14 protein-coding genes and 1 riboswitch are annotated in these 18,758 nt (G+C 42.9%); of the genes, 11 read left to right on the forward strand and 3 right to left on the reverse strand.

The features are described from left to right. Positions 1-291: 291 nt before the first annotated feature. The 4 genes from GLO7428_RS23155 to GLO7428_RS23170 all read left to right on the forward strand — a co-directional run bounded on the left by GLO7428_RS23155 (position 292) and on the right by GLO7428_RS23170 (position 5,155). The gene (locus tag GLO7428_RS23155; RefSeq protein WP_015191019.1) at positions 292-2,208 is read left to right on the forward strand and encodes a serine/threonine-protein kinase; all 1,917 of its coding nucleotides are present in this window, start codon (positions 292-294) and stop codon (positions 2,206-2,208) included. Between the two features lie 186 nt (positions 2,209-2,394). After that, the gene (gene bioD / locus GLO7428_RS23160; protein WP_015191020.1) at positions 2,395-3,075 is read left to right on the forward strand and encodes a dethiobiotin synthase; all 681 of its coding nucleotides are present in this window, start codon (positions 2,395-2,397) and stop codon (positions 3,073-3,075) included. 61 nt (positions 3,076-3,136) lie between these two features. Continuing rightward, positions 3,137-3,829 carry a Uma2 family endonuclease gene (locus tag GLO7428_RS23165; RefSeq protein ID WP_015191021.1) on the forward strand — a complete coding sequence of 231 codons (693 nt, stop codon included), beginning with the start codon at positions 3,137-3,139 and terminating at the stop codon, positions 3,827-3,829. Between the two features lie 45 nt (positions 3,830-3,874). Continuing rightward, positions 3,875-5,155 carry a M20 family metallopeptidase gene (locus tag GLO7428_RS23170; protein WP_015191022.1) on the forward strand — a complete coding sequence of 427 codons (1,281 nt, stop codon included), beginning with the start codon at positions 3,875-3,877 and terminating at the stop codon, positions 5,153-5,155. On the opposite strand, the gene GLO7428_RS23175 is transcribed toward GLO7428_RS23170, so the two are convergent. Further along, entirely contained in the window at positions 5,152-5,754 is a 603-nt protein-coding gene (locus tag GLO7428_RS23175; protein ID WP_015191023.1) for a glutathione S-transferase family protein, read from the reverse strand. The two genes, GLO7428_RS23170 and GLO7428_RS23175, sit on opposite strands and share 4 nt — an antisense overlap. 31 nt (positions 5,755-5,785) lie before the next feature. Between GLO7428_RS23175 and GLO7428_RS23180 the strand changes: the two genes are divergently transcribed. From GLO7428_RS23180 to GLO7428_RS27010, 7 genes are all read left to right on the forward strand, one after another. Continuing rightward, positions 5,786-6,751, forward strand: a complete 966-nt coding sequence (locus GLO7428_RS23180; protein ID WP_015191024.1) for an NAD(P)-dependent oxidoreductase — start codon at positions 5,786-5,788, stop codon at positions 6,749-6,751. A gap of 110 nt (positions 6,752-6,861) precedes the next feature. Then, on the forward strand, positions 6,862-8,565 hold the full coding sequence (locus GLO7428_RS23185; RefSeq protein WP_015191025.1) for a DUF262 domain-containing protein: 1,704 nt from the start codon (positions 6,862-6,864) through the stop codon (positions 8,563-8,565). Between the two features lie 121 nt (positions 8,566-8,686). Then, the gene (gene selD / locus GLO7428_RS23190) at positions 8,687-10,984 is read left to right on the forward strand and encodes a selenide, water dikinase SelD (RefSeq protein WP_015191026.1); all 2,298 of its coding nucleotides are present in this window, start codon (positions 8,687-8,689) and stop codon (positions 10,982-10,984) included. A 414-nt stretch (positions 10,985-11,398) separates the two neighbouring features. Further along, a riboswitch (guanidine-I (ykkC/yxkD leader) is annotated at positions 11,399-11,546 on the forward strand. A 227-nt stretch (positions 11,547-11,773) separates the two neighbouring features. After that, the gene (locus tag GLO7428_RS23195) at positions 11,774-12,820 is read left to right on the forward strand and encodes an ABC transporter substrate-binding protein (protein ID WP_015191027.1); all 1,047 of its coding nucleotides are present in this window, start codon (positions 11,774-11,776) and stop codon (positions 12,818-12,820) included. Positions 12,821-12,858: 38 nt separating this feature from the next. Beyond that, positions 12,859-13,710 carry an ABC transporter permease gene (locus tag GLO7428_RS23200; protein ID WP_015191028.1) on the forward strand — a complete coding sequence of 284 codons (852 nt, stop codon included), beginning with the start codon at positions 12,859-12,861 and terminating at the stop codon, positions 13,708-13,710. 41 nt (positions 13,711-13,751) lie between these two features. Next, positions 13,752-14,528, forward strand: coding sequence for an ABC transporter ATP-binding protein (locus GLO7428_RS23205; RefSeq protein ID WP_015191029.1), 777 nt, complete (start codon positions 13,752-13,754; stop codon positions 14,526-14,528). Between the two features lie 377 nt (positions 14,529-14,905). After that, a complete protein-coding gene (locus GLO7428_RS27010) occupies positions 14,906-15,607 on the forward strand; it encodes a globin family protein (RefSeq protein WP_015191031.1) in 702 nt (233 codons plus the stop codon). Positions 15,608-15,730: 123 nt separating this feature from the next. On the opposite strand, the gene hpxO is transcribed toward GLO7428_RS27010, so the two are convergent. Together hpxO and GLO7428_RS23220 are read right to left on the reverse strand one after the other, a co-directional pair. Further along, positions 15,731-16,888, reverse strand: coding sequence for an FAD-dependent urate hydroxylase HpxO (hpxO, locus tag GLO7428_RS23215; RefSeq protein ID WP_015191032.1), 1,158 nt, complete (start codon positions 16,886-16,888; stop codon positions 15,731-15,733). Between the two features lie 53 nt (positions 16,889-16,941). Beyond that, on the reverse strand, positions 16,942-18,378 hold the full coding sequence (locus GLO7428_RS23220) for a uracil-xanthine permease family protein (protein WP_015191033.1): 1,437 nt from the start codon (positions 18,376-18,378) through the stop codon (positions 16,942-16,944). Between the last annotated feature and the right edge of the window lie 380 nt (positions 18,379-18,758).

Consider the following 18,758-nt stretch of genomic DNA (forward strand, 5'->3'; position numbering starts at 1 on the left):
TTAGTGACTTATTGCACAATCACAGGGAATTTTAATTATAAGCTTGGATAATGTTTTTAGTAATAGCAATTTAAACTATTTTTTTGAATTTTGAATGATTGGCTTGTAGGAATTAGAATACGAACTGTGTTGAAAACTATGCCAAATAATTGTTACTCCTTAAATCTAGCGAGTAGCAAAGAATCTTATTACGAAGTTGCAGGTTGACCGAGAAACTTTTAGGTAAAATTACTTGGTCTTAAAAAGTGAACTGTCGAACTTTGAAGAATAGCTTAAGATTTATCAAAAACGATGCAACCACCTATTCCACTGGGAAGTGTACTACAAAACCGTTACCGTATAACTCAAATTTTGGGTCAGGGAGGATTTGGGCGGACGTATTTAGCGCAAGATCAAGGGCGATTTGGCGAACTCTGCGCGCTGAAAGAACTGATTCCAAATCAAAACGATAGTTTTCATTTAGAAAAGTCAAAAGAGCTATTTCAACGCGAAGCTGCAACTTTATATCAAATTCAACATCCTCAAGTTCCGCAATTTCGTGCCAATTTTGAAGAAGATCAGCGTCTATTTCTCGTACAGGACTACGTTGAAGGCAAAACTTATCGCGACTTACTAGAAGAACACAAAGCCCAAGGGCAAACTTTTTCGGAGGCTGCGGTGTTGCAGTTGATTCGACAATTATTGCCAGTACTTGCGCATTTACACACGCGTGGTATTATTCACCGCGATATTTCACCAGATAATATTATTTTGCGTGAAAGCGATCGCAAACCTGTATTGATTGATTTTGGTGTTGTCAAAGAATTAGCAACGCAGTTTCAATCAGGACAAAATTTATCACAACCGACTACAGTAGGCAAATTAGGTTATGCGCCAAGCGAACAACTACAAACAGGAAAAGCCTACCCGAATAGCGATTTGTATGCTTTAGCCGTAACGGCGATCGTCCTGCTGACAGGAAAAGAACCGCAAGAATTATTTGACGATACGGAACTGACGTGGAATTGGCAACAGTGGGTAACAGTTAGCCCAGAATTTGCGGCGGTGTTGAACCGAATGTTGAGTATTCGTCCTGGCGATCGCTATCAATCGGTTGTGGAAGTTGCGAAAGCTTTATCTGCTGTCGATCATCTTCAGGCGACAAATCCACAACTACCCAATCTGCAACGCAGGGCGATCGCATCTCCAGAATCATCAAACTCCCCCGCACCTACCGCACCCGAAGTGTCGCAAATTCAAACGATCGCCGTCGGTCGTCGCCCTGATTTAATTGCTGCAAATTCGCGTCAACCAAGGCAAACTGACCCCGTAATTCCCGCACCGCGAAAACGCGAAATCTGGGAAAATCCTTGGGCGGTGATTGGAATAGGGATTTGTGTTGCTTTAGTCGCCGGATTTGGTTCGTTATTCCTCGTTAGTTATTTTCTAAGTACCCGCACCCCAGAACCCCAGTCGTTTCCCTCTCCAGTCGTCCCCGAAAGCCCGACGCCAACGCCAACGGTAACAGAAACACCATCTCCTGAACCGACAACTTATAGTCAACAGTTAAATCTCGTACCTGGTGCGACAGCGAGTGTTGCTGGTACGCTGCAAGCGAATGCGACTGCGAATTACACCTTCAATGGCGAACAAGGACAACAACTGAGTGCGACTCTCGCGCAAGAAGGCGTTCTTTTAACAGTATTAGGACCCAATCAAGCACCGATTGAAGACTTAGCCCGCAGGGTAACGCGCTATCAAGGAACATTGCCGTTTACTGGCGAGTATACAATTCAACTCAGCCCTGTGCAGGGAATCGAAGAAAGCAGCTATCAGCTTGATGTTTTACTCGAAAATCCTGTCATCCCAACGCCCACACCAACACCAACAGAAACTCCACCATCAACAGTCGTACCAACTGTCGTCCCCGAACGAATCACGGTAAATCCTGGAGAAACTGTCACGCCATCCGGTATCACAGGACCACAGCAAATAACGCGTTATTTAGTTAACGTCCAAGAAGGGCAAGTTTTATCGGTAGCGGTAGCCCAGGGAGATGTTACCTTAGATATTCGCAATCCCGATGGACAACTCATCGAGGGTGCTACGAATTTATTGAACTGGCAATCACAAGTATCGCAAACTGGTGATTATCAAATTGATGTCATTCCGACAGCACAAGAAGATGTTGACTTTGCAGTAAATATCGGCATCGAAAATTTACAATAAGTTAACTGGTCATTGGTCATTGGCAAGAATATCTATTGCCCATTACCCATAGCAATAGAAGAGATACTTAGGACATCGAACACGCTAAGTTGCTAGTTAATAGTTGACAAAGTCTTCCCACACTCTCTTCACTGTCAACTGATCTCTGACCCCTACTATGATTACCCATTACTTAAGTGAATTGATGTGAATGCATTACTAGTTACAGGAACAGATACCGAGGCGGGAAAAACCGTTTTAACAACAGCGTTAGCTGCTTACTGGCGGAATCGTTTCCGTAACTTGGGAATTATGAAGCCGATTCAATCTGGAGTTGGCGATCGCGAACTTTACTCGCAGCTGTTTTCGTTCAATCAATCGATCGCGGAAATTACACCACTTTACTTTGAAGCCCCGCTAGCGCCACCAATCGCCGCCGCGAAGGAAAATCGCGATATCGATTTGGCAATTGTCTGGCGAACGTTACAACTCTTAAGAACATCGCGAGATTTTGTCCTAGTAGAAGCTTTAGGCGGGTTAGGTTCGCCTGTAACTTCCGAGTTTACTGTCGCCGATTTAGCCGCCGAATGGCGCTTACCTACGGTGCTTGTTGTTCCTGTACGTTTAGGTGCGATCGCTGCTGCTGTTGCTAATGTCGCGTTAGCCCGACAAACGCGCGTTTTGCTTAAAGGAATTGTCCTCAATTGCACTCAAGCGCGATCGCCACAAGAAATTGAAGATCTAACTCCTCCCGAATTAATTCAATCGCTCACAAATATTCCTGTTCTAGGTTGCTTACCTTATTTTGCCGATCCTACAGACTTAGAGAAATTAGCACAAGTTGCTGCGGCTTTAGATTTGGATCTAACGAAAATGAACTTAACTTGAAAACTGGTCATTGGCAATAATAGTTATTACCCATTACCCATTACCCATTACCACCAAAGATATGCAACTTGCCTTAAAATACTTAGTCACTCCAGATACAGCAACTTTAACTGCTAATACTGACATTCTCCTCAGCATACCTGCGGGAAAAAGTGTCTTATTAGAAAACGTTGGCTGGCAGACATTTGAAAAAATACTATCTCAATTGGGAGATCGTCGTGCGGCTCGACTTGCTTATGACCGAGGTATTCTAGAAATTATGGCTCCATTACCCGAACATGAATACTACAAAGAAGCAGTTGGAGATTTAGTTAAAGATCTCGCAGATGTTCTCGATGTTGATTACGAAACACTTGGTTCTACCACTTGGAAGCGCCCAGACTTGCTAGCAGGAGTAGAACCTGATAACTGTTTTTACTTTCAACATGAGTCAGTCATTCGCGGTAAATTAGATTTTGACCTTACTCAAGATCCGCCCCCTGACTTAGTTCTAGAAATTGATATAACAAGCAAGTCTCTCGATCGAATGCCAATTTACGCAAGATTAGGCGTTCCTGAAATTTGGCGTTACGACAAAGGACAAATTAAAATTTACCAACTTCAGGGCGAAGCATATGTCGAAACCGATACAAGTCTAGCCTTTCCTAAGATTCCAGTACAGCAAATTATTCCTTTTATTCAGCAACATCGAGCCTCAGGAAAAAAAGCAATGCGACGCGCGTTTCGAGAATGGGTTAGGCTACAGGTAGCGTAAGCAGCATCAATTGTATGCTTTGCACATTTATTTAGTTAAAGAGTAATGGTTTCTACTTCCTCAAAACCTCTTAATATTGATTTATCCCGTATTCGGTCAGATATTCAAGCTTTACAACCGCAATTAGTCGCGTGGCGGCGCAAGTTGCATCAACGCCCAGAACTTGGTTTTCAAGAACACTTGACTGCCGAATTTGTTGCTGAAAAACTGCAACAATGGGGTATTGAGTATCAAACTGGGATTGCTAAAACAGGAATTGTTGCCGTTATTAGGGGCGAGGAGCGAGGAGCGAGGAGCGAGGAAGAAGCTTATACAAGTGTCTTGCCTACGGTAGGCGATAAAATCCGAGATTCAAGATTGCCTGTGTTGGCGATTCGGGCGGATATGGATGCGTTACCGATTCAGGAAGAAAATGATGTACCGTATCGTTCGCAACACGATGGAGTGATGCACGCTTGCGGACACGATGGACATACCGCGATCGCCCTTGGTACAGCTTACTATCTTTCGCAACACCGTGATACATTTAGCGGTACTGTAAAAATTATCTTTCAGCCAGCAGAAGAAGGACCAGGGGGCGCTAAACCGATGATTGAGGCGGGAGTGTTAAAAAACCCCGATGTTGATGCAATTATTGGTTTACATTTATGGAATAATCTGCCTTTGGGTACGGTAGGCGTGCGGAGTGGAGCGCTAATGGCAGCTGTTGAAACGTTTCACTGCACAATTTTGGGTAAAGGCGGACATGGTGCCATGCCGCATCAAACAGTTGATTCTATAGTAGTAGCTGCGCAAATTGTCAATGGTTTGCAAACAATTGTAGCACGAAATATCGATCCGATTGAATCAGCCGTTGTGACTGTCGGCAAACTTCATGCAGGAACAGCACTCAATGTGATTGCGGATACAGCAAACATGAGTGGTACAGTACGATATTTTAACCCGAAGTTTGAAGGGTATCTTGCCCAGCGCATCGAGCAAATTATTGCGGGAATTTGTCAAAGTCATGGCGCAACGTATGAATTGAATTATTCACAACTGTATCCCCCAGTGATTAACGATCCTGGTATGGCAGAATTCGTGCGATCGCAAGCCGTAAGAGTTGTGGAAACGCCGTTAGGAATTGTCCCTGAGTGTCAAACGATGGGAGGCGAAGATATGTCATTCTTTTTGCAGCAAGTTCCTGGGTGCTACTTCTTTTTGGGTGCAGCAAATTTAAGCCGAAACTTAGCGTATCCCCACCACCATCCCCGTTTTGATTTTGATGAAACAGCGTTGGGTATGGGCGTAGAAATTTTTGTGCGTTGTGTGGAAAATTTTAGTTAAGGTACTGACATCCCACGCTGTACTGCTGGGCGTTGTTGCATGGTTTCTACCCAACGTTTGAGATAGGGATGATTGTCTAGCGTTAAGCCTTGAAATTCATAAATGGCTACCCAAGGATAGGTTGCAATGTCTGCAATTGAGTAATCACCGCAAAGAAATTCGTTGTTGGCAAGTTGTTGATCGAGTACGCCGTAAAGTCGTAAAGTTTCTTTTTCGTAGCGTTGAATTGCATAAGGAATTTCTTTAGGGGCAAATTTTTTAAAATGATTGAGTTGACCAAACATGGGTCCAACACTACCCATTTGCAGCATTAACCATTCCAAAACTTGAAAGCGTTGTTTTTGATCTGTGGGTAGTAGTTTTCCAGTTTTTTCTGCTAAATAAATTAAAATTGCTCCTGATTCAAAAACTGTTATTCCTGTGTCTTGGTCAATAATTGCTGGAATTTTGCTATTTGGATTAATTGCAATGTACTCTGGTGTAAATTGATCGTCCTTCGTAATGTCAATCACATGGACGTTGTAGGGAAGTTGAACTTCCTCCAACATAATCGAAGCCTTGCGTCCGTTTGGGGTCGTGAAGGTGTAGAGGTCAATCATGATAGTAAATTAAGTTAAGTCTTGCCAAGCAATGAGCGATCGCATACACGAGTCTGAAAATCTTCCTGGGCGTGTCGTTGTGACGTCCTCCGGTAACTTAGCACAGCGAATCGCTCATCATTTTTCTCCTAAAACTGTCATTACTTTACCGCACGATCGCGTTGTTCTCGATGCACCGGATACGTTTGTTTTAGTTCCAGGTATTCAACCTGTCGATGCTGCGCTGATGGATCGCTTACCGCAGTTGCGTCTTGTTCAGCGATCGGGGGTTGGTGTCGAAAACGTTGATATTGCTGCGGCGACACAGCGCGGGATTTATGTTGCAAATGTTCCTTCACCTGGTACGGGTAATGCTGAATCAGTTGCGGAACTTGCAATCTTACATATGCTAGCTTTAGCGCGCAACTATCGCGCTAGTGAACTTGACTGGAATCAACCTGAAGGACAAAGTTTGTGGAAAAAAACGGTTGGTATCTACGGTTTAGGTGGTATCGGACAAGCAATCGCACGCAGATTACGAGCTTTTGAGGTTCAATTATTAGGAATTAAGCGACAACTCGATCCACAATTAGCGGATACGCTTGGTTTGGAGTGGTTGGGAACTCCAATAGAGCGATCGCATTTACTACAACACTCTGATTTTGTGATTATTGCGGCTTCAGCGGATAATGTGACGCAGCCTTTTGGTTGGGAAGACTTTCAACAAATGAAATCTACTGCGTATTTAATTAACGTGACTCGCGGTGCGTGGATAGATGAAAATGCTTTGGTAAAAGCCTTGCAAAATAAAGTCATTGCAGGTGCGGGACTTGATGTATTTCAACAAGAACCATTAGCACCCGATTCCCCACTATTGCAAGCAAACTTGAATTTAACACTGACGCCGCATTTAGGCGGACACACCGATACTGCTGCAACGGGAATTGCTAACGCTGTCGTAGCAAACATTCTACGCGTAGCGCAAGGTCAACCACCAAAACACTTGATCTGTAGATAAGTAAGTAACACGGATTTCCATCACTGTTTGAGTCAACTATTGCCGTAGCTACCATACTTAGACTGATGCTGATATTTTATGGTTGGAAGTAGCTAATTTATTGTAATTCTATGGCTCGGATTAATCTATTAGATACTCGCACCACAAGTTTTGGTGATTTAATCAGCAATGGCAAGATCTACCGAGTACCACCTTTCCAGCGTGATTATTCTTGGAGCGAAGAAAATTGGGAGGACCTTTGGCAAGATATTTTAGCACTTCATACTAATCCTGACTCTAGTCACTACATGGGAGCAATAGTTCTGCAAAGCTCCAGCACTTCAGATAAAGAGTTTACAATCATCGATGGGCAACAACGATTAGCTACTCTCAGTATTATTGCCATTGCTGTTATTCAGAAGATTCAAAACCTTGTAGATCGAGAAGAGGAGGCTGAAGCTAACACAGAGCGACAAGAAATTTTAAGGCGCACCTACCTCAGTGACAGAGATCCACGTTCTCTTCGCTACTCAAGTAAGCTGCTTTTGAATGAAAATAACAATGACTTCTATCAAAGTAATCTGATTAATCTCAGAACGCCACGAAATATCCGCTCTCTTTCAAAATCTAACCAACTTCTCTGGCGAGCTTTTCAATACTTCTCTGATTGCTTAGAGAAACTGCAAGAAGTTATTCATAGTGGAGAAAAACTAGCGATATTTTTAACAGATAATGTTGCCCAAAGGTTACTTTTTATTCAGATAAATGTCGAAGATGAATTGAATGCATACATAGTTTTTGAAACATTAAATGCTAGAGGTATCGAATTAAGTGCAACAGATTTACTGAAGAACTATTTATTTTCCCTTTTCCGTGGACCAGATGATCTCCAGGAAGCACAGCGACAATGGAGAAGAATTATCAATACAGTTCAAATGGAAAACTTTCCTGATTTTTTGCGTTATTACCTCAGTCTCAGAGAAACCAGAGTAAGACGCGAACGATTGTTTAAAGTTATTCGTGAATCTGTGAAGAATGCCCAACAAGCATTCGACTTACTCGATCAACTAGAAAATTATAGTAGCCTTTTTATTGCTCTTGGTAACTCTAATGATGAATTCTGGCGGGATACTCCAGAAAATCGTTCCTATATCCGCGAACTTGAGTTATTTAAAGTAAGGCAAGCCTATCCAACGCTATTTGCTGCACACGAGAAGTTTACTCCCGAAAACTTCACTCGCTTACTAAAACTTGTTTGTGTACTTTCCTTTCGTTACACCATAGTTAGTAGTCTCAATCCTAATGAATTAGAAACACTTTACAACAAAGTGGCAATTGCAATTACAAGTGGTGAACTAACTAGTCCAAGGCAAGTGTTTGATAATCTGCGCTCAGTTTACGTTTCAGATGAAAAATTCTCACAAGACTTTTCTCTGCTCTCAATATCTACAAAAGGACAAAAAAAGAAGTTAGTACGATACATTCTTTGCAAACTTGAAGCAGATGCATCACATATAGATGTCAACGAAGATAGTTTTTCTATTGAGCATATCTTACCCGAATCACCAACTGATGATTGGCGGCAAACTTTCACTGATGCCCAAATAGAGGAGTTGGTTTACCGCATTGGAAACCTGACACCTTTAGAGCCTCATCTGAATCGTCAGGTAGGAAACGCAGTTTATTCTATCAAGCAGGCAACTTATCAGAGGAGTGTTTATGTCCTAACGCAGAGTATTGTAGCTGAAGAATGGACACCGGACACGCTAACTAGGCGTCAGGCAGATTTGGCAAAACGTGCTGTTCATATTTGGAGAGCAGATTTTTCTTCATAAGCATTAATTAACATTAAATGCTCAGACTAAGTCTCAAACTCAACTTCCAACTGAGAAAGACAGCCCTCTACCCCAAAATTGTCTTAACGTGGAAGTACAGGGATAATCTATTGAATAAAACATGCAAGCATCGCATCCGATTGTCAAAGACTTGGTGTTGATTGGTGGCGGACACAGCCATGCGATCGCCCTAAGAATGTTTGGGATGAAACCACTTTTAGGAGTCCGTATCACACTGATTACCGAAGCATCGGATACGCCTTATTCTGGAATGTTACCTGGTCATGTTGCCGGTTTCTACTCGCGCGAAGAATGTCATATTGATTTGCGTCGCTTAGCGCAATTTGCCCAAGCACAGCTATATATTGACCAAGCAATCGGTTTAGACTTAGAAAACAAGCAGGTGATTTGCGCGCAGCGTCCACCTGTAGCGTTTGATATCGTCTCGCTCGATATTGGTAGTACTCCAGCAACGATATCTGTCCCTGGTGCTACTGAGTATGCGATCGCCGCAAAACCAATTTCGCAACTACTCGCGCAGTGGGATCAGTTTGTTGAAAATGTCAAGCAAAATCCTCAGCAGCCAATTCGTATCGGTGTTGTTGGTGGGGGTGCAGGTGGTGTCGAGTTAACACTTTCACTGCAAAGTCACTTACAGCGAATTTTGGCGCAGCATTCTTCTCACTTAGAAATTCACTTATTTCACCGCGATACGGAACTCATGCCGAGTTATAACAGATGGGTACGATATCGCTTGCAACATATTTTGCAACAGCGGAAAGTTCAATTACACTTACAAGAAACTGTTTCAGAAGTTCAACTGCATAAAGTTATTTGCGAGTCAGGATTAAAAGTCGAGTGCGATCGCATATTCTGGGTAACGCAAGCATCCGCCCCGAAATGGTTGCGCGAATCGGGTCTAGCAACCGATGCTGATGGATTTGTGCAAGTCAATGACAACTTACAGTCAATTTCGCATCCTAATGTTTTCGCTGCGGGTGATGTTGCCACAATGGTTGATCATCCTCGCCCAAAAGCAGGAGTATTTGCAGTCCGTCAAGGAAAACCCCTTTTTGAGAACTTGCAGCGCAGTTTATTAGAGAAACCGTTAAAACCATACAAGCCACAGAAACAATATTTAAGTTTAATCGGGACAGGTAATAGCAAAGCGATCGCCGCCCGTGGTTCTTTTGGTTTTGGTCCTTCTCAACTACTATGGCGCTGGAAAGACTGGATTGATCGCCGCTTTATGGAAAGATTCAGTAATTTACCAGAGATGAAACAAGGAGACAGGAATCAAAACAACTCACTACTTATTTCTTCCCCTAACCCCTCACCCCTAACTCCTCGCCCCTCTACTTTAATGCGCTGCGCTGGTTGTGGTTCTAAAGTAGGAAGTACGGTTTTAGCGCGTGTATTGCAACGAATCGAACAACCGTTAGTGAACCACCAAGATATTTTAATTGGTTTAGATGCGCCGGATGATGCTGCGGTGGTGCAAGTCCCCGCAAACTTGGCAATGGTGCATACAATCGACTATTTTCGCGCTTTGATTAACGATCCATACTTGTTTGGGCAGATTAGTGCAAATCACTGCTTGAGTGATATTTTTGCAATGGGAGCAGTACCGCAAAGTGCATTGGCGATCGCTACATTACCCTATGCATTAGAAACAAAAGTCGCAGAAACGCTGTTTCAACTCTTATCAGGTGCAGTCAAAGTTTTAGCCGAAGCAAATACACCGCTTGTCGGCGGACACACTACCGAAGGTGCAGAACTCGCGTTTGGTCTATCGTGTAACGGTTTGGTTCATCCTGATAAATTATTACGTAAAAGTGGGATGCAACCAAGTCAAGTTATCATTCTTACTAAAGCACTAGGAACCGGAACGTTATTCGCTGCACAAATGCGCCAAAAAGCGAAAGGTAAATGGATTGATAGCGCGATCGCATCAATGTTACTCTCTAATGCTGCTGCTGCAACTTGTTTTCTAGAACACGGAGCAACGGCTTGTACTGATATTACAGGTTTTGGCTTACTAGGGCATTTAATCGAAATGGTACAAGCATCAGGTGTGGCTGTTGAGTTGCAATTGTCAGCAATTCCAGTTTTAGATGGTGCGATCGCGACAACACAGCAAGGAATTTTCAGTTCGCTACATTCCGAGAATTTGCGAGTGTCACGCTATATTTCTCACTTAAATCAGGTAGAGACTCACCCCTGCTATCCTTTACTTTTCGATCCTCAAACATCAGGTGGTCTTTTAGCAACACTTCCGCATCACAAAGCAAATGATTGTCTAGCAGCACTTCAAAAATTAGGCTATTGCGACTGTCGAATCATTGGTGAAGTGAAACAAAAGAGCTTAGCGATTGAAACCGCAGCTACACAGACAAAACCTATCTTCATACATTTCTAGCAAAATAGATTTTCTTATGAGTCCACACACCATCTAGACTTAGTGTTTGAGCCGCACTAAAGTCGCTAGACGTCCTCAAAACATTCTCGATTCAGGCTCAACTCATCTCACAATCTTTCTTGTTATAGCGTATTGATATAGCAATTGAAGAGATGCTAGGACATCGTCGAGGCTCAGATTTCTTTCTCTATCTTGCTTTTAGCGCTGATCTCTGACCTCTGGCCCCTGCTATATATCGAAACTATATAACAAGTAACTGCTTCTATACTAAACATTCAGTACATTCTCAAAGCTATTTAGCGATACAACTGCGTCAAGATTTCTTAACGAAGTTACAGAAAAGACCTAAATTTAGTAGCTTTTGATACATCATTTGTGTTAAACCGCTGATATTTCTTATATTTATACCTACAATTTAATTGCCTCTAGGGTTCCGATTCAAATCATCCACGATGTTGACTTAGTCAATTGAATGTCTGGTCCAAGAGAGGCAGGCTAGTGCGCCAACACAAGTTGAACTAGAAATTTGCTAGCCACACGGCGGGAGAAAAACCCGGGAGGAATTATGGTTGTTCAGTACAACTGATTTCTTTCGGGTTTTCTCTATGGGGGTTATCTACCCATTGATTTGATTGTTAAATTGCAAGTTTTGGGAATGCTAATAATGACTAAGAATCCTCGTTTCAATAAACACAAAATAGGAGCCGGAAAATTCAAAATTGAAGTTCGACAGTAATTCATCAAACATCCAAACAACTGGTAGATAGTCTTATTTTTAATAAAAATCTTATGAAGAAGCGATCGCTCCTATCCTACGGCATTCTTTTTTGCATTACATTGAGTTTTGTAGTAGGATGCGTCAACCCTGCGATCTATATCAAAACGACAACCGAAAGCGAGGCGTCGTCGGCGGTTGCTGGTGCAGTTCGTTTAGGATTCAGTGCTTGGCCTGGTTGGTTTCCCTGGCAGGTTGCCCAAGAACGTAGAATATTTGCGACACACAATGTTCCTGTAGATTTAAGGTGGTTTGATGGCTATCTCGAATCGATCAGCACTCTCGCTGCTGGACAAATTGACGCAAACAGCCAAACGCTGGGCGATACGGTCAGTTCAGTATCCGGTGGCGCTGACCAAGTGATTGTTCTTGTTAACGATAATTCGACGGGTAATGACAAAGTGATTGTTCGCGAAGGAATTAACTCGGTTGCAGACCTCAAAGGCAAACAAGTTGCCGCTGAAGAAGGCACCGTCGATCATTTTCTCTTGCTCCAAGGACTTGAAAGGGCAGGTCTATCAGCGCAAGATATTCAGTTCGTACCGCTAGAAACAGGGAGAGCCGCCGCCGCCTTTGTTGCGGGACAAGTCGATGCTGTTGCGGTGTTTGCACCCTTCACGACGCAGGCGCTCAAGCGTCCAGGAAGTAGAGAACTTTTTAGTTCCAAAGATTTTCCTGGAGCTATTTCGGATCATTTGGTATTTACACGCCAGTATGTCGAGCAAAACCCCGATCGCGTGCAAGCTGTTGTCGATGCTTGGTTTGCCACGTTGGACTATATCCAAAAAAATCAAGCCGATGCTTACGAAATTATGGCAAAACGCGCAGGCGTCAGCGTCGAAGAATACCAACAATACGCAGAAGGGACAAAGCTATTCACGATTGAGGAAAACTTAAAAGCCTTTCAACCAGGAAACGATATGACCTCGTTGCAGTTCGCGGCTGACCAAATGGGTCAATTTCTCACATCCGTTGGATTAGCAGCAGCACCACCGGATAATAGTCGATTATTTGACGATCGCTTCGTCAAAGCTTATGCGGCAAAAATCAACAGATCCTAAAGTTCAGGCGCATTCTTTATCACATGAGAAACGAAAATATGAGTCAAAGCGTTAATCATCGCTCAATTCGCTCGCTGCTCAAACCAAAAACAATGCGTTCCACTGTTTTCTGGCGGCTGAATGAAGATATTCCGAGGTCGTTGAGCAGTGTATTGATGGTTACATCAATTGCCTTGCCATTAGTCCTATGGTGGTTAGTAACAACGTTTGGTAACATTGACCCAACGTTTTTACCTTCGCCTGCGGACGTTCTAGAAGCGTTTGGCAGATTGTGGAGTACCCGCGAACTTCTGAAAGACACTGTAGCGAGTTTATGGCGAGTTGGTGTTGGTTTTCTATTTGCGGCACTCGTTTCGATTCCGATTGGCGTGCTGATGGGTAGTTTTGCGAGTATTCGGGCTTTGCTCGAACCACTCTTTGGTTTAATGCGCTATATGCCTGCTCCCGCATTTATTCCGCTACTTATTTTATATTTAGGCATTGGCGAAGAACCAAAAATTATGCTGATCTTTATTGGGGTCTTTTTCTTTAACTCGCTAATGGTCATGGATACAGTCAAGTTTGTCCCCAAAGACCTCATCGAATCCACTTATATGTTGGGAGGTAATCGCTGGGAAGTTTTGACTCAAGTTATTTTGCCTCATGTTTTGCCAGGAATTATTGACGCGTGTCGCATCAACTTAGCAGCAGCATGGCAACTTGTCATCGTCTCGGAACTTATTGCGGCAAATGAAGGTTTGGGGCGGCGAATCAGTGTAGCTGGTCGATTTTTGCGAACCGATGAAATCTTTGTTGGATTAATTGTCATCGGAATTATCGGATTGGCATTCGACTTGCTTTTTCAGTATTTATTACGAGTTTCGTGTAAATGGGCAAGTCAAAAACGCTAGTTACATTGCCATCTAAAAACGACAACAGGGAGATTTAATTTATGTTTTTGGAAATCCATAATCTGAGTAAGCACTTTGCAACCAAAGAGGGAAACTTAGTTGTCCTCAAAGACATCAATATGATAATTGAGCAGGGCGAGTTTATCTGTGCAGTCGGTGCATCAGGTTCAGGCAAATCTACTCTGTTGCGACAAATTGCAGGACTTGATACCCCTACCACTGGAGAAGTCAGAATTGATGGCAAGCGCATCACATCACCAGGACCCGATCGCGGTATGGTGTTTCAGCACTATACGCTTTACCCTTGGATGAACGTGCAGGAGAATACCGAGTTTGGGTTAAAACTGCAAGGCGTACCGAAGAAAGAACGACGCGAACAAGCGAGTTACTATCTGAATGTGGTTGGACTGACACGATTTGCGAGATCTTTACCAAAAGAACTATCCGGCGGGATGAAGCAGCGAGTGGCGATCGCGCGGGCGCTAGCCTCAGAACCTGATGTTTTATTAATGGATGAACCTTTCGGCGCGTTGGATGTTCACACCAAAGAATCGATGCACGAATTCATGCTCGATCTCTGGCAGCGTACTAACATTACAATTTTTATGATCACCCACGATGTTGAAGAAGCTGTCTTTCTCTCGAACCGCATTTATGCGTTAGGTGCGCGCCCTGGTACTGTGCGCAAAGAGATGGTCATCAACTTACCACATCGCACCCATACAGTAAAACGTCACTCAATTTTCCACGATTACCGCGACGAATTAATGGAGTTACTCCGCCGACACGGGCAAGAAGCCGTTGCAGCAGTCGCTTAATCAAAAGCATACATTTAGAAAACATTTTGAACTTTGACACGATCTTCGTACACATGACATAAAGCGATGTAGAAGCTTTTACATAATTATCATTGATTGCTAGTCGCTCAACAAGAAATCCTCTTTGTTGTTTGTCTCTAGCGCTACCTTGCCCCGCTTTCGTCATAACAGAATGCATGGGGTATCGTTTTGCTATTGAGTTGTAGAAACTTCCTAGCAATTTATCCGTAAAATTTAGGATGTTATCAAGCTAGCTTCAAGGTATTAATAAAATATGCAGCTTGGTATCTAGAAATAAATTGAATTCAGATTTAACCAAGTTGTGTGACTAACAATATATTGATTTTTTAAACATTACATAACTCTGGTAATCAAATATGGCGCTTCAGGTTGAAGTTCTAGAACAAAGTTTTGAGCGTGTTAAACCTTATGCTAATGAGTTTGCTGCTAGCTTTTACAACAATTTGCTAACCGACTATCCTCAACTTCAGCCTTTATTTGCCAAAACTGATATGGATCAGCAGCATCAAAAGCTAATCATGTCTTTAATATTAGTCGTTAGCAATCTGCGTAATCCTGAACTTTTGAAAATAACGCTGCAAAACCTAGGTGCAAGACACGTCAGCTATGGCACACTACAGCAACACTATCCAATGGTGGGTGCAGCATTGTTGAAAACTTTTGAATCGTACTTAGGTAAAGACTGGACACCAGAAGTTAAGCAAGCATGGGCAGATGCATATGGAGTGCTTGCGGAAATGATGCTCGAAGGAGCGCAGTCTGCTGAAAAATCGTCAATGGCACCATCACCCCAGTTGAATAGTGCAACTGTAAGCACGCCAGGATTGATATCTGCGAATTTTCCCCCGCAGCAGGAGTCACCGCAGTCTATTCAACATAGTGAGAGTGACGCAGCTGTCATGTCAACTTCAGTTAGCAGACCTAGCATCAATCTGAAATTAATCCTGTTGATTGCTATCGTAGCTGGTTTACTAGGTTTAGGGATTTTCTATTACTCTCGTTCACAACAAGATAACGGTAATATAAGATCTGTTACCGAATCTGCAAAAATTATATAGAATGGCTCATAGATGCCCTTGTGACTGAAGTCGCAGCTACTCATACAAAGGATGCCTCTGCACATCTGTGGATAAGGTTCTTCTAGTGACGAATTCATTCGCGACTCGCACTCAGGCAAGACACTAATGTAATGGTCCTGCCAAAATAACTTTAGAAATCGCACTTGTGACATCGGTGGGATCTTCTTGGGCGAGTTGTTGATACCACTTCTGCGTAATGTCTGGATCGACACCGTGAATCATTTCTGCTCGTCGGCGTGCCTTTTGAACAACAGCACCTGTTCGCTCTTTGCGTTCGGCTTCGTAACGCTGCAAGGCGTATTCTACGCCCAAATTAGTTGTGAGTAGATATTGTGTTAAAACAAGTCCATCTTCCATTGCTTGACAACCACCTTGCCCCAAATCGGGACAGGTTGCGTGGGCAGAATCTCCTAATAAAGCCACTCTACCGCGTACCATTTTATTTATAGGTCCTACGTCGTGAATTTCAACGCGGTTGGTTTGAGACGGCTCTAAACGCTCAATCAGCAATTGGACTGGTTGCGCCCACCCTTGAAAATGTTCCGCGAGATCTGCACGGTAATCTGGGTTGGCAGGTGTTCCTTTGGGTAGGGGTACGTCAAAAAAGAAATAGAAGCGATCGCGTGCTACTGGCATCATCGACACGCGCTTGTGATCTCCTACATAAATCGCCCAACTATTCTTTGGTGCTAAATCTTCACTCGCAGGTACTAAGCCGTTCCAGTTAACATAAGTGCCGTATTTTGGTTGCACTTCTTCATTTAACACATAGCGCCGCAAAATTGAATGAATTCCATCAGCAGCAACGAGTAAATCACCTGTAGCACAGTGTCCATTTTCAAAAATGGCGGTGACTCCTTGTGCATCCTCTTCTACCCCAATACATTTATGATTGAGGTTCACCTCACCTGGATAAGCATCGAGTAGCATTTGTTGCAAATCTGTGCGCGCCACAGGATAAGGACGTTGCCCGACTTCTTCAACCAAGGGCTGCAAATCGATATCATTGAGTAATTCACCAGTTTTAGTCAGATACTGCATTCGATCCATTTGTCCGCCGATTTGCGCCATTTTCTCACCTAAACCAAGGCGATTGAGGACTTTTACGCCGTTTGACCACAGCGATATTCCTGCACCTGCTGGGCGTAATTCTTTGACGCGATCGTAAATTTCTACCTCGAATCCGGCTTGACGTAGCGAGATTCCTGTGGTTAAACCGCCGATTCCTGCACCGATGACCACAACCTTGAGGTTATACATTGTGTTTGCCTCCGCTGATAAGGGGTTCTCGTAGTTTCTTTTGCAATTTTGTCCTATGCTTCGGAAGCTAAGTCCTCAGAACTCATTTCGTCTTCTTCTAGGCTACTTTCGCTCAGTTCTTGGGGAAGTATCCAGTTTAAAACAATTGCTGTTAGTCCACCGGCTGAGATTCCTGAAGAAAAAATACTTTTCACGAGTGTTGGCGTTGCATCAAGGATTTCAGGAACATACGTCACACCTAACCCAATTGCCAGCGATGTTCCGACAACGATTAACGCACGGCGATCGAGTTGAACCGACGAAAGAATATTAATACCAGCGACAACAATCGAGCCAAACATAATGAGTGTAGCGCCACCGAGAACAGGCTGCGGTAGGCTGCGAAAAATGCCACCAACGATTGGAAATAAACCTAATAGGGCAAGAATAACGGCAATAAAATAACCGATATAACGGCTACCAACCCCAGTGATTTGAATTACGCCGTTATTTTGACTAAATGTCGTATTTGGAAATGTATTAAAGACAGCAGCAATTAAGGAATTAACGCCATCTCCTAGCACTCCACCTTTGATTCTCCGAATATAGACGCTGCCTTTAATTGGTTCACCCGATACCGCCGATGTTGCTGTCAAATCACCGATCGATTCAATCGTTGTGATCAGATACAGCAGAATAAACGGAATAAATGCGGCAAAGTTGAAACTCAGTCCGTACCGAAATGGAATAGGCGCTGCAATCACAGGTAGTCCTTGCAAACCACTAAAGTTGACCATTCCCAAAAAACTAGCCACAACGTAGCCGATAATTAGTCCTATCACAACAGAACTCATCCGCAAGATTGGATTTTTGCTGATATTGAGGACAATAATTGTGATGAGGACTAACGCTGCAACTCCTAAACTTTGAGGACTACCGAAAGTATTATTTCGCTGCGCAACAACTCCTCCACCGATACTAATGATGGCTGTTTTAATCAGCGTCAAGCCAATGATGCTGACGATTGTACCTGTAACCAGCGGGGTAATAATCTTCCTTACCAAATGCAGAAAGCGACTCAAGAAGATTTCGATAAATGAACCAAAGAAGCATAAACCAAAGATGAGACTTAACGCACTTTCAGGCGTACCCCCAGCTTCAATGACTGCGGTTCCTGCGGCGATGATCGGACCTAAAAACGAAAAGCTTGTCCCCTGAATACTCAATAAACCTGAGCCAATTGGTCCAATCTTTTTTGCTTGAATAAACGTTGCAACGCCTGAGATAAACAGTGACATACTCACAATGTATGCTGTATCTACTGGCGATAACTGCAACGCATTACTAATCAAAAGTGGTGGAGTAATGATACCGACAAATATCGCTAGTACGTGCTGTGCCGCTGCTAGCGCAGCTTCTACAAATGGTGGTCTATCGTTTAGACCATAAATTAACCCACTCGCTGGCTTAACATCAACACGTTCTTCAGATGTGACTTTAACTTTTGTCATTTTAAATTAAGATTGTATTAAAACAAAATCAAGAGTAAAAATTTACTCTAGTGCGCTAACAGTGATAGTAAATATTTATACTGTGATAAACATGATTCCAACTTAAATTGGATTTGTGAACTTAAGCTAATAATTAACATTTTCGAGCGTTGTAAATTTATGAGTTTTTAAAGCTGTAAACGCGAGCATGGAAGATACTATTGACATTTTTGTCTAAGATATAGAATTTTTAGTAGCTAAATAATAATTACTACCTAAGACGCTAAGACATCAATGTATTCTGTATACTGCGATGACAGTACAAAACATAAGGTATAACTATGTTTATCTAGTTTTTTGTATTTAAAATAACAAAAATCACTACTCTTTTGTAAAACTGT

Origin of the sequence: Gloeocapsa sp. PCC 7428 (assembly GCF_000317555.1) — a bacterium.
Taxonomy (GTDB): Bacteria; Cyanobacteriota; Cyanobacteriia; order Cyanobacteriales; family Chroococcidiopsidaceae; genus Chroogloeocystis.